Annotated in this window: 14 protein-coding genes and 1 tRNA gene; 10 read left to right on the top strand and 5 right to left on the bottom strand. The window is 42.8% G+C overall.

Features of this window, described 5'->3' with window-relative positions; genetic code table 11:
- The first annotated feature begins 31 nt into the window (after nucleotides 1–31).
- Together dicD and ACJ8QI_RS14585 are read left to right on the top strand one after the other, a co-directional pair.
- Nucleotides 32–607, top strand: a complete 576-nt coding sequence (gene dicD, locus ACJ8QI_RS14590) for a division control transcriptional repressor DicD (RefSeq protein ID WP_016929381.1) — start codon at nucleotides 32–34, stop codon at nucleotides 605–607.
- 160 nt (nucleotides 608–767) lie between these two features.
- A tRNA-Phe gene (locus ACJ8QI_RS14585) sits at nucleotides 768–843 on the top strand.
- Between the two features lie 640 nt (nucleotides 844–1,483).
- On the opposite strand, the gene ACJ8QI_RS14580 is transcribed toward ACJ8QI_RS14585, so the two are convergent.
- Together ACJ8QI_RS14580 and ACJ8QI_RS14575 are read right to left on the bottom strand one after the other, a co-directional pair.
- Nucleotides 1,484–2,344 (bottom strand): hypothetical protein, encoded by an 861-nt coding sequence (locus tag ACJ8QI_RS14580; RefSeq protein WP_442532737.1) that lies wholly within the window; start codon nucleotides 2,342–2,344, stop codon nucleotides 1,484–1,486.
- The gene (locus ACJ8QI_RS14575; protein WP_442532736.1) at nucleotides 2,344–7,080 is read right to left on the bottom strand and encodes a hypothetical protein; all 4,737 of its coding nucleotides are present in this window, start codon (nucleotides 7,078–7,080) and stop codon (nucleotides 2,344–2,346) included. Before ACJ8QI_RS14575 ends, ACJ8QI_RS14580 begins: the two co-directional genes overlap by 1 nt.
- A 418-nt stretch (nucleotides 7,081–7,498) precedes the next feature.
- On the opposite strand from ACJ8QI_RS14575, the gene ACJ8QI_RS14570 reads away from it, so the two are divergent.
- Nucleotides 7,499–8,686 (top strand): tyrosine-type recombinase/integrase, encoded by a 1,188-nt coding sequence (locus ACJ8QI_RS14570; RefSeq protein WP_149278265.1) that lies wholly within the window; start codon nucleotides 7,499–7,501, stop codon nucleotides 8,684–8,686.
- A gap of 51 nt (nucleotides 8,687–8,737) precedes the next feature.
- Here the strand turns inward: ACJ8QI_RS14570 and ACJ8QI_RS14565 are convergent, their stop codons facing one another.
- The 3 genes from ACJ8QI_RS14565 to ACJ8QI_RS14555 all read right to left on the bottom strand — a co-directional run bounded on the left by ACJ8QI_RS14565 (nucleotide 8,738) and on the right by ACJ8QI_RS14555 (nucleotide 12,358).
- Entirely contained in the window at nucleotides 8,738–9,088 is a 351-nt protein-coding gene (locus ACJ8QI_RS14565; protein ID WP_149278264.1) for a DUF4102 domain-containing protein, read from the bottom strand.
- Between the two features lie 74 nt (nucleotides 9,089–9,162).
- Nucleotides 9,163–11,094, bottom strand: coding sequence for a DUF927 domain-containing protein (locus ACJ8QI_RS14560; protein WP_442532735.1), 1,932 nt, complete (start codon nucleotides 11,092–11,094; stop codon nucleotides 9,163–9,165).
- A 73-nt stretch (nucleotides 11,095–11,167) separates the two neighbouring features.
- On the bottom strand, nucleotides 11,168–12,358 hold the full coding sequence (locus tag ACJ8QI_RS14555) for a tyrosine-type recombinase/integrase (protein ID WP_286472546.1): 1,191 nt from the start codon (nucleotides 12,356–12,358) through the stop codon (nucleotides 11,168–11,170).
- Between the two features lie 446 nt (nucleotides 12,359–12,804).
- Here ACJ8QI_RS14555 and ACJ8QI_RS14550 point away from each other — a divergent pair, with 446 nt between their 5' ends.
- From ACJ8QI_RS14550 to ACJ8QI_RS14520, 7 genes are all read left to right on the top strand, one after another.
- A complete protein-coding gene (locus ACJ8QI_RS14550) occupies nucleotides 12,805–13,158 on the top strand; it encodes a hypothetical protein (protein ID WP_286472547.1) in 354 nt (117 codons plus the stop codon).
- The gene (locus ACJ8QI_RS14545) at nucleotides 13,151–13,582 is read left to right on the top strand and encodes a hypothetical protein (protein ID WP_442532734.1); all 432 of its coding nucleotides are present in this window, start codon (nucleotides 13,151–13,153) and stop codon (nucleotides 13,580–13,582) included. Before ACJ8QI_RS14550 ends, ACJ8QI_RS14545 begins: the two co-directional genes overlap by 8 nt.
- Before the next feature lie 46 nt (nucleotides 13,583–13,628).
- Nucleotides 13,629–14,057, top strand: coding sequence for a DUF2787 family protein (locus tag ACJ8QI_RS14540; protein ID WP_286472550.1), 429 nt, complete (start codon nucleotides 13,629–13,631; stop codon nucleotides 14,055–14,057).
- Between the two features lie 58 nt (nucleotides 14,058–14,115).
- Nucleotides 14,116–14,580, top strand: coding sequence for a lecithin retinol acyltransferase family protein (locus ACJ8QI_RS14535; protein WP_442532733.1), 465 nt, complete (start codon nucleotides 14,116–14,118; stop codon nucleotides 14,578–14,580).
- Nucleotides 14,559–14,798, top strand: a complete 240-nt coding sequence (locus ACJ8QI_RS14530) for a DeoR family transcriptional regulator (protein ID WP_115463696.1) — start codon at nucleotides 14,559–14,561, stop codon at nucleotides 14,796–14,798. Before ACJ8QI_RS14535 ends, ACJ8QI_RS14530 begins: the two co-directional genes overlap by 22 nt.
- A gap of 73 nt (nucleotides 14,799–14,871) precedes the next feature.
- Nucleotides 14,872–15,258 (top strand): hypothetical protein, encoded by a 387-nt coding sequence (locus ACJ8QI_RS14525; RefSeq protein WP_442532732.1) that lies wholly within the window; start codon nucleotides 14,872–14,874, stop codon nucleotides 15,256–15,258.
- A gap of 142 nt (nucleotides 15,259–15,400) precedes the next feature.
- Nucleotides 15,401–16,150 carry a DUF3944 domain-containing protein gene (locus tag ACJ8QI_RS14520; RefSeq protein ID WP_442532731.1) on the top strand — a complete coding sequence of 250 codons (750 nt, stop codon included), beginning with the start codon at nucleotides 15,401–15,403 and terminating at the stop codon, nucleotides 16,148–16,150.
- Nucleotides 16,151–16,208 lie beyond the last annotated feature (58 nt).

The following is a 16,208-nucleotide window of genomic DNA, read 5'->3' as shown; positions in this document are numbered from 1 at the left end:
GAAGATCGGAAGCGAATGGGAGGAAGCACAAGTGCAACGTGAACACGTCCTTGATACCGCGCTGGGCCTGTTGGAACAACAGGGCCTGGCGACCGCCACATTAGAGATGCTGGCGGAAAAACTCGACGTTCAGCCCGGCGATCTCAAACGGTTCTGGCCGGATCGCGAAGCGCTGCTGTACGACTGCCTGCGCTACCACGGCCAACAGATTGACACCTGGCGCCGCCAGCTGCTGCTGGACGAAAATCTGAGCCCGCAGCAAAAGCTGCTGGCGCGCTATGACGTGCTGGCGGAATACGTGCAGCAAGACCGCTATCCCGGCTGCCTGTTTATCGCCGCCTGCAGCTTCTTCCCGGAAACGGACCACCCGATCCACCAGCTGGCGGAGCAGCAAAAGCTGACCTCGCTGGAGCTGACCCGCGAATTGCTGCGTGAAATGGACGCCGACGACGCCGATATGGTGGCGCAGCAAATGGAGCTGATTCAGGAAGGTTGCCTGAGCAAACTGCTGGTAAAACGCCAGCTCCAGGACGTATCGGTCGCCAAACGGCTGGCGGAAGACATCTTGCAGGTGGCGCAGTGCCGCCGCAACGGAGCGTTGAGCTGAATCTGCAGGGTTGGCAGCGCCACCAACCCGAGGCGATAGCCACAACAGGCGCATTTTTTGCGCCCTTTGCCTGAAAAGCCAGCAACCGGAGGCATTTTCGCGTCTTTCACGCATAAAGCCGTTGACGGCTTTCGGCCAATACGGTTTAATGCTGCCCGTTGCCCGGATAGCTCAGTCGGTAGAGCAGGGGATTGAAAATCCCCGTGTCCTTGGTTCGATTCCGAGTCCGGGCACCACTATTCATAAGGCCTCGCTGCAAAGCGGGGCTTTTTCCTTTTCTGGCTACGGTAGATTTCTGGTCGTTGCGACACGTTATTTGTTTGCTGGATTTCTCGCCATTTTCGCAGATGTTCTTTGTTATTAAAGGCATCCACACCCTCTAGCAAGCCTATCTCTGTCTTCCATGCTACGGTCTTTCTACGGTCAATTACAGTTTCTCTCATTTTCTAGTTGTTCATAATGATGCAAAAGCGCGGGGGAAGAGGGGGAATTGACATTAAGCCTCAATCTACTGGTCTTCCATAGGATTCTGACACGGGGTATATGGTGGGTAACCCCCCTTCCCCTAACGGGGAAATCTAACAACATACGTCCTCCACTAGTAACATGGGGGTCTTCACTAGACAACCCACCAGAGGCATACACTTCTTTCCCTTTCATTTCTTAACATTATCAGAATTCCCCGACCTCCACGGCATTATGCACTTTATATATGTAGTAATATCACTAACAAGGATTAATTTACACGATAAATCTGATTGTTAATTCTTTGCATAGGATTATATATTTATAGAATATAAAACCGCTAGCCCATTCGGCTGTTGTTTTAAGGCCACCAAACTTAGATTAACATCATATAAATCGGTGTGTATGTTATTAATTGAGAATATAAGAATTAAATGTTAAATTAGGCAGTAAAAGTTCTAACTTTTTATAATAATCGGCCCTCATAATTAAATCACTACCTTCAAGTTTTGCGATATTACAACACGTGCCAACAAAGTATGAACCGTTTCCGATCAGTTTATCTTTCCACTGTCTAAATTCTAAAACAATCTCATTATGCTCATTAATAGCTCTTAGTCCATTTTTATAGCTATCAAGCCTTAGCCTAAAGAGTTCTAACAATTCACTATTCAACCATAATACATGTGATGGTTCTAATGAATTCATCTTACCGCACATTCCCTGTACAAATGGAGTGTTATTATAAAAGCTTCCGTTCCAGATATGGTATGATGATAGCTTTGAAGGGAGGGGATTTATATCAATTGCATCAGGTAGTAGTCCTTCTAATAGCACTGTTGTTTGTGGTTGCTTCCCATATTCTCTTAGGCTTAATTGTTTTTCAAATCTTGCGATCCTAACAACACCACTCTCATAATGTGGCTCTTTAAACCCCTCAAGAGTTTCAACTGGCGTAGGGATCTTCGGCCTTTGAATCAATGAATTGGAATGAGATATTATTGTTTTGACATCAAGTCGCCCATCATTTTCGAAGCTAAAACCATCAGGTGCATTATCATTTAAATATTTGCACAGCACTTTAAACAGAGTTTCTTCCACACATATATTAGGAGACAGTAGCCCTTCAGAATTATTTATAAACAGAGAGAAAATTTCATTATCAAATTCAGCACAAAAAATATCAATGATCAGATCAGTTTCAACACCTATTTGTTCAAGATAATCAATGAATTTATTGGATCTAACGAGTCGAAAGAGTTGATCATCCATTAGATAGCCTCCTTAACAAGCTCATTAAGTAAGTTTTTAATATACAAACTATCTACTCTCATAGCTTCCTTCAATTCATTCTGAACATTTAAAAGCAACTCGCTGCATTCATTCTTTTCTATTACAAGCATTTCCAGCAAGCTACTAATAGTTAGCTCGTTGAATTTTTCAATGTTTATAAAAAACCATCTTAGCGGTTTTACTAATAACTTCCCCCTGTAGGTTAATAGATAATTAATAGCAAAAAGAACTTCTCTTTGAATTTCTGAATCGTTGTTTTTAGTTTTTGCTAATATTAATACAACAGCTAATTCATCATGATTCATCTCAGACATCAAAAAGTTTTCGACATCATCCCATCGAAAATCATTATGGTCTGGCAATCTATTCTCAATGAATTCAACCCCGCGACTATACATATCCAAGACAATATTTTTATCTATTCCTGAATGCTCGAAAGCAATAATAAGATTAGCAGTGGAGTTAGACATATAGCCAATATTTGAGAAAATATGTGCCAACTCTTTAGCTAAAAATATCAGTGCTTTTTCATTATCAATCTCCACTGCTTTTTTTAGTGATTCTTTATGAGTAAACATAGCAAACCAACCGTCCTTGGAATAAAGAAAATTATTGACAAGAAGACTTACTTTACTATCTGTATCCAGGCCCAAATGCATGATCAAACTGTAAAAATACTCATAACGAGTACTACTATCACCAGGGAATTGTTTTCTTATCATTGGGACTAGAAACTCATCAATACATTGAGCGCTATCAAATTCGCAAAGATAAAAATATATAGCATTAAAATCCCTAACTGATAAACATTCCTTTTTAACATAAAACCCACATAAATCAGATATGGAGAAACCAATGGCAGAGTTTCTTACACAAAGGTTCTCAGACAAAATCATTGAGAGAGTTTGAGTTTTATCTAATTTATTGCTCACATTATTCTGAGGTTTACCTTCAATATTAACGGGAGTCAAACCGAACTCCCTCACAACATCTCCTAACTTAATCAGTGAGTTAGGTTCAATTTTATTATCACTACCATTTAAATCTCTACTTAACAGATTGATAACAAATAACTTAGCCAAATCCTTATCAATATGTCCCACTGATAAAATTACATCCATATATCCATTTATATATTCAACTCTATTATTGGTTGGAGACAATCTATACAAAAATGCAATCAAGATTGGATTTATATTATTACTATTCCTCAATAAATCAATTAACATATAATCCAATTTCCAAAAATATGGGTCGTTAATTAATTCATATGCAAGGTATTTTTTCGCCAGAAGACTATCTATATGCAAAAGTTCACTGAACCATTCTATAGCTAACCACCTTATGCCTTTGCCATCTTCTGTATGCTTCATGACAGCATCACTTAGATATTTCAGTTTATTAACATGTTCTTTAGCAACTTCTATGTCTATTCTATTTATTGAACTTAAGGGTGCTATTAATTCGGAAAGTGTTGTGTCTTTACGAGAAGTATAAGTAGTAATATATTCCATGGCTTTTTTTAATTCTTCTTTGGCTAAGTCCAGCTTGTTAGATTTAGCCAGTAATATAGCTTTCTTAAAACAATAATCTGCATATTCGCTATAATCTAATTTATCAGACTCTTCAAATCCAGAATACGCATTGATAATGTAGTCAATATTTTTCTCATTAAGGAAACGGTTCTCAACCATCGATAAGGAAGAGCATGGAATTGAAATTATACTTTTTATAACTAACTCCCAGGAACTTTTAGAGTTTATATGCTTAAGTGCAATTTTCAAAGTATGATTTATTAAAGGAGAGTTATCATATATAAAATCTATAGCTCTAGGCTTACCTTTATATCGCTCAACATCACTTGATAAAAAAACTATATTTTCAACAAATGCATTTTCTTTCTTTTCGTCCAGAACAGTATGCTCTATGATAAAATTTCGAATAAAAAATTTAATCCAATTATAGAAGAAATTAAACTGTGGTATTGATTTCTCGAAATCCACTAAAATGTTTATATCTTTTTCAGCGTACTGAGAAATTGTATCGTAAAAAACATTTAACTTATCACTATCAATGTAGCCATCTATAAAATCAATCGCTAAAAGCGGTAACACCCTGCTTTCAACCGCTGGTTTTTTAGTAAATTTTACTCGCTGTTCTACATTATAACTTTCAAATATACTATTAATTCTTTCAGCTATTTCATCAGTATTCTTTTTAATTGCACTAAACATCGTTAAAACAACATCTATCTTATCATTTTCAATTAGAGCAAAAACAACCTCATCAAATAAACTTTTATTTTCATGTTCCGCTACAGATACGAATAACTTTTCTAGATCAGTAGAAAGCAGAATTCGACTATAAACATAACATCTCATATGCTCCTTTCTAATACTCCCTTGAAATAAATCATTTACTTCATCCCATCTTGGTGAATATCCATTTCTCTGTAGAATAACAAAAGCTTTAGCAGTAATTTCATCACTAAAATTTTTATCACCATCAAAAAACAATAGAGAATTTGCTTTCTCCGTACCATATATTAGACAAACAGTCTCAAAATAAATTTCGAAATTCTGAAGGAACTGACTATGCAAATCTTCTGAATTTGTAGCTAATATAGTACGATTTAACTCACTGAGATAAATAAACAAATCCCATTTCTGTAAAACATTAGCGATATGCAGAAACCCCTTATAATTATTTTTTATCGCTGTTTCAGAATGACCTTGATAAAGACTATTAATTAGAAAATTGTTATCAGCGATGTTTAATGCTTCATTATAATCTTCAGATTTTATTAGATAACTAAGTAGATATCTATAAGATTTAGCATCTTCATAAAACCCCTGATTTTTGAGCCAAGTTCCTATCTGGTAGTTAATTTTTTTCTGACCTGAAGAGGATAGACGCTCTATTATATATCGCCTAAAACTATCATGATATAACTTAATACCTCCTCTAGAACTGTTTGTAGAGATAACGGGGGACAATATCTCAAGATCTTTTTCTAGATAATGGCTGAAAATGAGAATGTTTTCCAATTCTGTCTTAGTAATAGAAAACTCCAAACACCCCAATATATCAGCCGTTAAATTACTCTCTAACTGACCTGAAAGATATTCATAGTAACTTTTTAGATTGTGATCGTATGCAGGCAATATTTCTATAATTTCTTCCGAAACACCTTGTTGACCATTAATTACTTTGAGTATATAAGTCGCATACAATGGATTACCTTGACTTTTTATATTTATCAATGAAGACAAATGCACATTATTTATCTTGATATCGTCAACATTATACTTATCCATTAAAAATTTAATTGCTGCTATATTCCATTTTGGTAGTTCTATGCGTTGGTAATCTTGATTGTCTATCAAAGAACAAACTTCATTGACCGGTTGAGATCCAATCAAAATTGAAATATTTGGATGCCCATCAATTCTTGAGATAAAGTCTATTATTCTAGTTCTATCTTCCGATAATGAAGATGATGTATTGATAACTCTTTCTATGTGATCTAAGCCATCAATAATGATCACCAAAGCTTCATCGATATTTGAGAGTAACAAATTTAACTCATCAAGGTTAGACGCAAGCAGTTGTGACTTTTTAGACTGTAATTTGGGGAATAGTTCGATGATATTAGCTATCAGATTCCCGAAGAAAACATCCGACAATACTCTCTTTTCACTAAAATCATCATTTGTACTAGTAAAGCAATAATGCCTAATTGATTTAATATTTTTTTCATCAAGATAATCAATGAAGTTTGTCAACAACCATGATTTTCCAGAACCAGGCTCCCCGAGCAAAATACTTTTTTTATTTTCAATTGTTTTTATAAGAAGCTCGTCATGAGCCTGCTTAAAAATAATATTTTTATTTGGATTTATCTCAAACCTTTGGTCTATTTTACCGAAATTCGTTCTTACCCTTAGATCATTAAAAATATATCTAGCCGAAACTTCACGAGTTCCACTTCTATAAGAACCTGCTAATTTTGCAAGTCTAACTAAAAAATCATTAATATATATATCATCATTTGGATACTGACCGATTCCAATTCTTTCTGCTTGCTCGATTAATATTCGTTCCAATCCACCGGGTTTATCAAATTTCAAACTTGCCTTTGGTAGGCTTACTTCTATTAACAGTTCGCTACAGAATTGATTGAAAATATCTCTTTTAAGATTATTTTCTTTTATATATTTTTTAAAGCTATCCCATCTATTAAAGTTTTCAGAGTTTGCCTCCCATAGTTTATCAAGATTAATTTTGTACACATTTGTTGGATAGTTCTCAAACGATGAATTATCTTTTTGCTGGGTTAATACCCGTGTAATATCATCTGACACCGGTTCATCCCATGCTAAACATAGCCGAAATTCTGTTTCCGCAGTTCTGAGATCAATCCATGTTTCAAATAATTTATAAATAGCCAAGCCATAGCCATTATCATTTGCCAAGTCAGATTTTTCTAAGACCTTAGAGATGGAATCATTACTATATTTTATTTGCTTTCGCTGTATTCTTGAGCCATTAACGATAACCAAATCATCAAATCTGTCTGGCACATTATCAGATGTGTTTTTCTTGTCGATGGAAAAAATGCTATCCCAGTTTCCATCTAAAACCTCCTTTAAAATAAAGTAACTGGTTAGTAAATCTTGATAGTCGTATCCTTCATGGGCATTATTCAGACTCAAAATAATTGTCCTTATAGCGAAAATTAACTTAATAGATTTTTGCGAGTGAGGGATTAAGCAACGCTACCGCCCTCAGGGCGCAGTCCTGATCAATTTTGATTATATCTGGATGTTACCTAATCCTTACATTTATACAAGTTATCAATGAGATAAATGTAAATGCAGACTGTTAAACCTGCATGTAATTATCCCCACCTGAAACATATATTATTGCTGTGAACATCACTCATAGCGGTGCTTTTCCCTTAAGACCAGAAGCAGACCGTAACACCTGCTCATGCAACATTTATCTTCTTCATTCATCTCATATGACACCAGCATTCTCTTTGCCGCGCCAGAAAATCAACTTAGCCATTAAGGGTACCGTGCCGGGGATGGGTCAACCCTGACGTTCTTTACACCAGTCACAGGAGGTAATATGTCCAGCCCGAAACGCTTCCGTTTTACTAATCAGCTCATTAAATCCCTGCCCCCTAACACATCAGATTCACGCAGCACCGATGCCGAATACAGCGATACCGAGATTTCTGGCCTGAAGTGTCTGGTCAGCAAAGGCGAAGGACGTAAAAAATTTTTGCTCCGCTACCTCTATCATGGACGAAAACGCGCCATAGCTATTGGTCACTGGCCTGAGGTGGATGTCACCTTAGCCCGTAAGATTTCCATGGAGCATAAACGCTCACTTGCCACCGGAACTGACCCTAAGCAGGAACGTGAAAACAAGAGACAAGAAATGACATTCGATGAACTCTTTAACCAGCATTATCTGGTATGGGCAAAATCTGCTAAACGTAGCTGGGGAAAGGATTTCCAGCGCTACCGGGATCATATCCGTCCCGCCTTAGGTCAGATGCTACTGAGTGATATCACACCAGCCAGCATTCTCCGCCTCCAGCAGACGTTAAGCATTTCACTGTCAGCAGCAACCTGTAATCGTGTCATCGTACTGATTAAAGCGGTGTTTACCTGGGCTGGAAGGCAAGGCATTACCTCTATCCATCCGGCAAGAGCGGTACAGCTTCTCAGGGAGAACAACGCCCGGCAGCGCTATTTCACCGAGGATGAAATCCGTCGTATTTTTCTCTCCGCCGATGATGATACAAGCCCCGTCGCTGCATGCTATGTCAAACTGCTGTTACTGACTGGCCTTCGTCGTGATGAGCTGCGTCTGGGAAGGTGGGAGCATGTTGACCCGGTTAAACGCACCCTGTGGCTCCCAGAAACCAAGAATGGCTATGGACGGATTGTTCATCTTAACTCACTGGCGATGGACGTAATCAGAACGCTGCCAACACAGCGTGGAAATCCGTGGTTGTTTATCGGTAAAAAGCAAGGAATGCCGCTGAACAATCCGGTCAAAGCCTTTCAACGTATCGTGCGCCGGGCGGGAATTTTCGACAAAGAAGTGTGTATTCATACCTGCCGCCATTCGGTTGCAGCGCTCATCGTTTCCCATGGTGGAACGCTGTATGACGTTCAGGCGCAGTTAGGTCATCGCAGTAGTCAGTCATCACAGCGTTATGCGCACCTTCATCCTCAGCGCTTACAGAACACCAGCCAACTTCTGGCGGAAAGGATAACAGCTCAGCTATCTTCTTTGCGATAAATGAACAGCAGAGGCAAATGCCCCTGCTTTTTTTGAGGGTAAACCCATCAATCAGAATGGGATATATTCATAAGCGGTCTCATCCTCATTACTTCTGGCAAGATATCGGGCTTTATTGCGAGCCTGATCGATTGATAGTGTTGGAAATTCGCCAAGATAATCATAACGAACGTTACCTTTGAAAATATAACTGGCAAAGAAACGAATATTTTCATTTCGGTTAATCATTGCTTTTAATTCAGGATACTCACTGTCTGTCACTTCCCTACAGATATCATAGAAATTGCATTTAGCCTGCGTCATGATAAGACCATGAGGCGTAAATGGTGGGCGAATAGTTTCACAGCCTGTAATAGCACCAGGAAAAGTGTGAGTTTCATTTAATTCGCAGAATTCAGTCATGGGGTTCCCCTTCTATTAATTTATTCAGAATAATAAGATTAAAGATAAGTTAGTTAACTACATTCAGATAATGCTCAAGCACAATTCAAATCAGCACTGATAAACCCTCGCTTAATGTGGTAGTAACACCTATCCATACCAGTAAGAGGACGCTTTTTGTAATGCCCTTTACTTTCTACCCGCAGCAGTTTTCGTCGTACCAGCTCCTTAGCGACTTCACTGGCGCTTAATGAATGTTTCTGACACCACTCTTCAAATACAGGTGCGAAGATTAAAAAATCCTCAGTAGCATGGTGAATATAGCCCCAGTGATTTCCGGGTTTACGATTATCCGGTTCTTTAAGACCGATAAAATGCGCACCTTCTCGCTTTACAAGGTCACGCTGAATATCAATAAGAGCCAGTAACACGGGGTTATACTGGTTAGGCTTATCATCAAGCCAGCGGCGAGCGGCACTCATTACCGCATCTGCAATAACATCCTCACCAAAGGGAAGAATATTCCATTCAGTTGCTAGGCCCCCGGCGCACCAGCACAGTGCAAAACGTTCTAATGCACGCTTCTGAATATCACTGAGAGAATAGCCTTCTTCCTGCAATTCACCGATCAGAATGCCATAGCAATCTTTTGATGCACTCTGGATGAATTTACACATCTCCTGATAAGATAAGGCCTCATCATTTTCACCCTTCAACGTTAGAAGGCAGGCAATAAATTCCTTACCCGCAGTGCCGTAAGTCTCACACAACCCATGTTTCAGTCTCTCAGCACGATTACGTACGCCTTCAGAGGTCTCACCGTCTTTACGGGCATCTTCGGGGCGGATGTTAAGACTGATGGCACGATGCTCCTGCCCTCCCTGAATTTGCTCTTTCTGCGTGGCAAGCTTCTCAGGGATAGACATTTCCCCTGACGAAAGAATAAACATTTTCCAGGTGAAGGCCTCATCTATCTCCAGATGCTGATTCATTCTATCCTTACCCTTCGAAGCAGTAATATTGTACAGCAAGGAAGCAAAGTCCTTCTGTTTGTAAGCACCCAACTCATCAATACAGGCTAATATCCCTGAATACCGACTCAGGTTTTTCTCAAGCGCATTCGCTGTAGTATTCCAGCGTAAAATGTTCACATCTGGCGCACTGCCGGGTTCTCCACCATGCCCGTGAACTGACATGGGAAGCTGAAGAAGAATTGTTTTTCCGGTCGTTGACCCCCCGTAAAAATGAAACAATGCTACATCCATTTTGCACAACGACAGCAGCATCGAAGCAAAAGCTGTGGATAATGCAAAGACCTGAGGCCAGCCATGAACCAGCTCAGCTACCATAGTTTTCCAGTCATCCAACGTTCCTGACTCGACAATCCCTCGTGGAACACGGGAAGCTGGAATCAAATAGTCAAATCCCAAAAGGTGCTGCGCGATAGGCATACTGCCGTGAAGAAATGCTTTGTTGCCGGGCACAAAACCCATCGAATCTGCGACAAGATAAGTAGGCAATTCCAGAGATTTCTTCATACACACCTGTAAGAATTGCACCAGCAGCTCTTTAGACTTTATCGTCAGGGAGATACCAAAACCTTTGCCCGCCAGAGAAGCCATGACGTGATCAGGTTTTACCATCGCATCACTTAATGAGATATCCGCACAGGCTAACTCTCCAGCATGGTTGATAGTCATCAACTCGACGCCCATATTGCGCGTTTTACAATCCGAATAATGCCTGTAGACAGGGAGAATGGGGGTCGAGCTTAACTGGTACCATTTTTTTCCTTCATAATAGAAAAGCCCTTTTGCAGTATTGACAAAGCCTTCAGGCAGACCATCACGGCATCCGCACTTAGAAATGTCATCGAGATCGATGTCGATTGCAGCAGCCTTGTTCAGGTTTTTTCTTACCACCTTCAGATGAAGAGCACGACGAGCCAGAAATGCATTTAATTTCGTGCAGGCAAAACGAGCAGGGGCCATTGTAGTCAAGGGTGATGGTGTTGATTTATTATTCATTTACAGGGTCCTTTTTGAATGTGAACCACAGGCAGTAAAGCGCAGAACTCACTTGCCTGAGGAGGAATTCTGTTTAGGCCGGAAAAACATTCATCGCCCGGTTAACAGCTTCGTGGTAACGCGCCGGGGAAGCGTGCAAGTAAAGCTCCGTTACTTTGATAGTGCTATGACCCAGTAAGTCTTTGACGGTGTGAATGTCGGCCCCGCTCTCAATGAGCTTTGTCGCAAAGGTATGACGCATCTCATGGATGGTGAACGTTGGAATACCAGCAGCCTCACAAAGCCTTTTTTGCAGGCGACGCGGCTCAGAAACCGGATTGTCGGCCCCCTTACCCGGAAATACCCAGCCTTCATCACCCAGATGTTGACGCTGTTCTGTCAGAAGAACGAAAGCCTTATCACATACCGGTACACGGCGGAGTCTGCCGTTTTTGGTATGGCGAAGAGTGATAACCTTTCGGCTCCAGTCCACATCCTCAAGGCGAAGATGACGGGTTTCCCCCAGACGCAGTCCCGTCAGGGCAAGGAACATGAGCAGAGCAAGAGCTTCATGATCGGGTTTACCATTACGCCAGCGCTCACAGACATCCATCCAGCACTGAAGCTGGGAGTCATCCATGGCGCGGCGATCGGACGTCACTTCAGGCAGCGCTTTGATATAAAGCGCCGGAGAGCGGCTGATATATCCCATGCGGATAGCCCAGGTAAACACCGCTTTAATGAGTGCCAGATGGCGGTTGCGGGTGGCAGGCTTGAGATCGAGATCATGCAGATAGGCCACAATGTCCGCCTCCGTCATATCGGCGATTTTTTTATTGCCAAGACGAGGGAGTAGATACTTGTGAATTTTAGACAGGTCTGTCCTTGCTGAACGCTTAATACCTTTGTTCAGAACCTCTTCAACGTATGTTTTCAGCAGGTCATTAAAGTCCATTTTTTTAATCTTACGGTAATCTTTACCGTGCTTTTTAGCGCTCTCTTTCAGGCCGGTGATAATTTCAGACGCAATTTCACGAGCCTCTGCAACAGACAATTCAGGATATCGTCCAATACGCTTATAGATATTTTCGCCACAGATACTTTTGCGAACGATAAAAGTGGCTCCATCAGGGCTAGCAGGAGAGGCAATTATCTTTAGCCCCGTCAGTTTACTATCACTGGCTTCGACTGCCCGGCCCTCATGCAATGCACGGGCACAGCTTTCCGCAATAACAGATTTAGTTAATGGCTGATTCGCCTTTTTTGTGGAGGGATATAACTTCATATCGCGTTCATCTCATTAAAATCGTCAGAAACAAATTACAAGAGACGCTGGCCAGCGATAATGAAATACTACTCATGACTAATCACTACTGCAAATCGACACGGCAGTGTATTACTCTGACAAACCAATAAAATTCATAAATTAAAAGAATAAAACACTAAATGGTAATGAGTATCAACTATTAATTTATCTATTAAAATCATACAGTTAATTTTTTTAGTGTATAAATTCCCTGAAGTTCGGGGGGGAAACCATTGTGAGATCGTTTTCGCCCTGAAGATCCTTGCCAAAACGGATCGTGTTCTTTTTACAAAAATATGGCCTCCAGAATATTCATCGTTTTTTCATGCCCTCGAAAAAAATCATCTGGAGAATTAAGCGCCGTAATAACAACAGCATGGAAAATATATTATTTCATTGAATATCAATGATATATGGAGAAAACCATGTTTAAGCTCACTACCCCCACCAGTATTCCCCTACTCAAACTGCCCGCCTCCGCGCTGGAAGCCCTCAGCAATGAAATCCTTGGACCCGTCGAGGATATCGACCTGTTTACCGCCTTCTGGAACGAAACGGGAACCCTGCTCTGGCATCTCAACCACGATGACACGCTCCCCGAAGACCCGCTGCTGGCAGTGGCACTGGCTAACCCGGAATACGTCACCGCACTTGATGATGGGTGGTATCTCCTGCTCGGTATCGTCTGCGATAACGGTCAGGGTATCTATCTGGTGTTCCCGGACACGACCGTTATCACTCAACTCCAGAACCTGATTGAGGCGCTGACCCATGAGTAAGAAAAAAGGCGCTACCGAAGCCGCCGTCACCGAAAGCTATACCGTGTTCTACAGTGGTGAAGCCGAGAAAATCAGCCCCCACAGTAAAGGACTGCTGACGTATGAGCTGGGTAAAGAGGGTGAAACCGGAAGCCTTGCCCTGCGCTTAACCGCCAATGGCGAAGGGGGCCTGTTCTCCCGTGAATGGATAGCGCTTGATGCGATTCACGCCATTCTGGAACAGCAGCTAGACAGCTTTCCGTCCCGTGTATTTCGCCCACTGTTTGGTCAGGGCAGCACCAATAACGCCGGTTTTCTTGCCGCTGTGCTCAGAAGTCCGGATATCTGCCTTATCGAAGCGGACAGCAGCAGACTCTTTATGCACCGCTGCTATGCCGACTGGCAGCATCGTATGACGCAGCTTGCTACGCTCAGCCAGGACTAACCCCGCTTTTTCTGTGTTCTATTAACCAAAAATCAGGAAATTCACTATGTCATCACCCGTAATATTACAGGGCGGCTATGTGCTGCCTCTCTCCCGGTCGTTCACCCAACTGCTTCTGGATATCCTCGCGCAAAAACCGCCTCATCGTCACCCCATCACCGGATTAACCATTAACTTCCGTGACCCTGAATACTCACCGGAAAAGGGCGGCTGGCATCCGGTAGAAATACGCCTCATCCCTGCCGGAGAAAACTGGCAGCTCGATTACGTCACCGATTTTCACTATGCAGGGCATCCGTGGCCTGAGCTTGAAAAAGATGTCGATATGAGCTGGACGCATCAGTACACGTGGCTTTCCCGCTGTGGCGATATCTCTCATATCGACGCCCGTGAGTTCTGGTCGCTATGGGAAAGTAACTTTATGGCTTACCACGAGATGGGGGTTTTCACGGTCCGTATTTTGTGGGAAAGCTGAGTATTCACTACGTTTCCCCCGCATCCCCCCTCTCCCCCGTAGTAAGGAACTGAATATTATGTACCGGCTTCTGCTGCTTAACTTCGTGGATTCATTTATCGATAACTGCATTCTGTCCTGCGTCGATGAACCGGCTTACGGCGGTATCGTGCAGTGCGAACTGCTTTTTGGCCTTGCCGCACACAGCGGTATCTATGTGGGTAACGGCGATATTGTTCATCTTGATGGAGATGGAACCGTTATCAAAAGTAAGGCCAAAGGGTTTCTTGACCGGCTCGATGGCTGGAACTCCGCTATCTCGGTGTATAGCGACTGTATGGATTTGACGCCTCGGGGTTGTGCTCAGGCCGCTGAACGGGCAAAGGCGGCAGTGGGTCAGCGCTATCCCTACAGCCTGTTCGACTTTAACTGCCACCGGTTCACTGCCCGCTGCGTTACCGGCAATTCATGCCCTGATATCTGGCTTGCCAGACACCTCGATTCATTTCAGAAAGGGGACCGATGGCGTGTATGGCAACGATGAAAGCCAGCCGTTACAGGCAACGTGTCGCCGGGCAGGGAGAACGGCTTATCCGGCTTACCATGGCCCTGTTTTATGGTCAGACGATATCTGTTCGCTATATCACCCGGCAGTTTGACGTATCTCCCCGTACGGCAAGACGGGACCTCACTCATCTGGCCTTTGTGCTGGAATCCGCTGGCCCTCACCACTGGCGACTGGCCCCCTCACTAAAACCCTGATTTTTTCTCTGCCGGACATCTCCTGACCACCTCGTATGGCAGGCTGTCTCCGCTTTTCAATCCATAAGGGAACATGATGAAAATTTTTAAACTGTTAACTGCCACACTTCTGCTTTCAGCCTTCAGCCACAGCGCGTTCGCCGACGAGCAGGCTGACGCTCAGATGATAACCAACTCGACCTTCTGTGCGATGTACTCCACCCGCCTGACCCAGACCAGTGACAGCGGCCTTCAGGTAAAAGGCGTCAATCTCAATGCCCGCATCAACGGACCGGTATTCAGCAGGGTACTTCAGGTGATGAACAAAACCTATGGCAGAACCTGGCTCGAATCAAATGCCCGCAACGGCAGCATGACCGCCATGCAGCTTTCGCAGTCGGAGCTGCTCTATAACCCGGAGTATGCCCGGCAGTGCGATGCCTTTGCGGATAAAGTGGAAAAGGAATGGCGCGGAAAGTAATCCCGACGCGTTAAACCTCCATACGGTAAACAGAAACCTGCTTTCGGGCAGGTTTTTTTTCTCTTTTTCTTTTACGGGCGGACAAACCCTGTCCGGGGGCATCCTTAAACTGTCAGGTCCAACATCTGCAATGAGGTGAAATATGGCTACCTACCGACACGACCCCGACCTTGAGTTTCTGCGCCACTGTCATCGTGACGATCTGGATTTACTGGTTTCTGTGCTTATCTGCGATCCGAAAGACGGACTGGCACGCATCACGGAAACGCTGACTTACGATCCTCAGTATAAAAAACACAAGCCCAACCACCCGCACTACTGGGATGCCATTGCTGCCGAGGTTCAGACATTTGGGGCGAACAGCTTTGCCACGCTACTCCGCTGGGGTAAAGGGGTGCTGTACCGGGAAATTCTTACCGATGCCTGCGATAAAATGAAGGTGAACTACAACAGCAAATCCAGCGTCGAGACGATTGAAATGAATCTGCTGATGAAGATTCTGGAGAAAAGCCTTGAGAAGATGACGCCCGACCAGCTAAAGACTGTGGCGGAAGAATTGCAGACAGGCTACAGCAATCCCACACCGGAGCTGCTGACCATGGCAATACAGGCGGGGATAAAAACCTCCGGGTTTGCGGCCTATCAGATGGCACTTGTTGTAACGAATGGCGTGGCGAAAGCCTTGTTAGGCAGAGGGCTGACCGTTGCAGGAAATGCCATGCTAACACGCACCATGGGCGCTTTTGCCGGTCCCGTAGGCTGGGTGCTCAGTTCTCTCTGGCTGCTGATAGATTTAGCCGGTTCCGCATACCGGGTGACGCTACCATCCTGTATTTTTATTGCCTACATGCGCCAGAAGCATCTTTATTCACCTGAGAATACTGACGCTTAGCACTTACATTTAAGATTTTCAGGCTTTAAAAAATTTCAGAGGGCGGACAAATCCTGTC

Origin of the sequence: Serratia sp. CY84636 (genome assembly GCF_052166245.1) — a bacterium.
Taxonomy (GTDB): Bacteria; Pseudomonadota; Gammaproteobacteria; order Enterobacterales; family Enterobacteriaceae; genus Serratia; species Serratia nevei.
The sequence above is the reverse complement of the archived record's forward strand: the minus strand, read 5'-3'. Positions and strand labels throughout refer to the sequence as shown.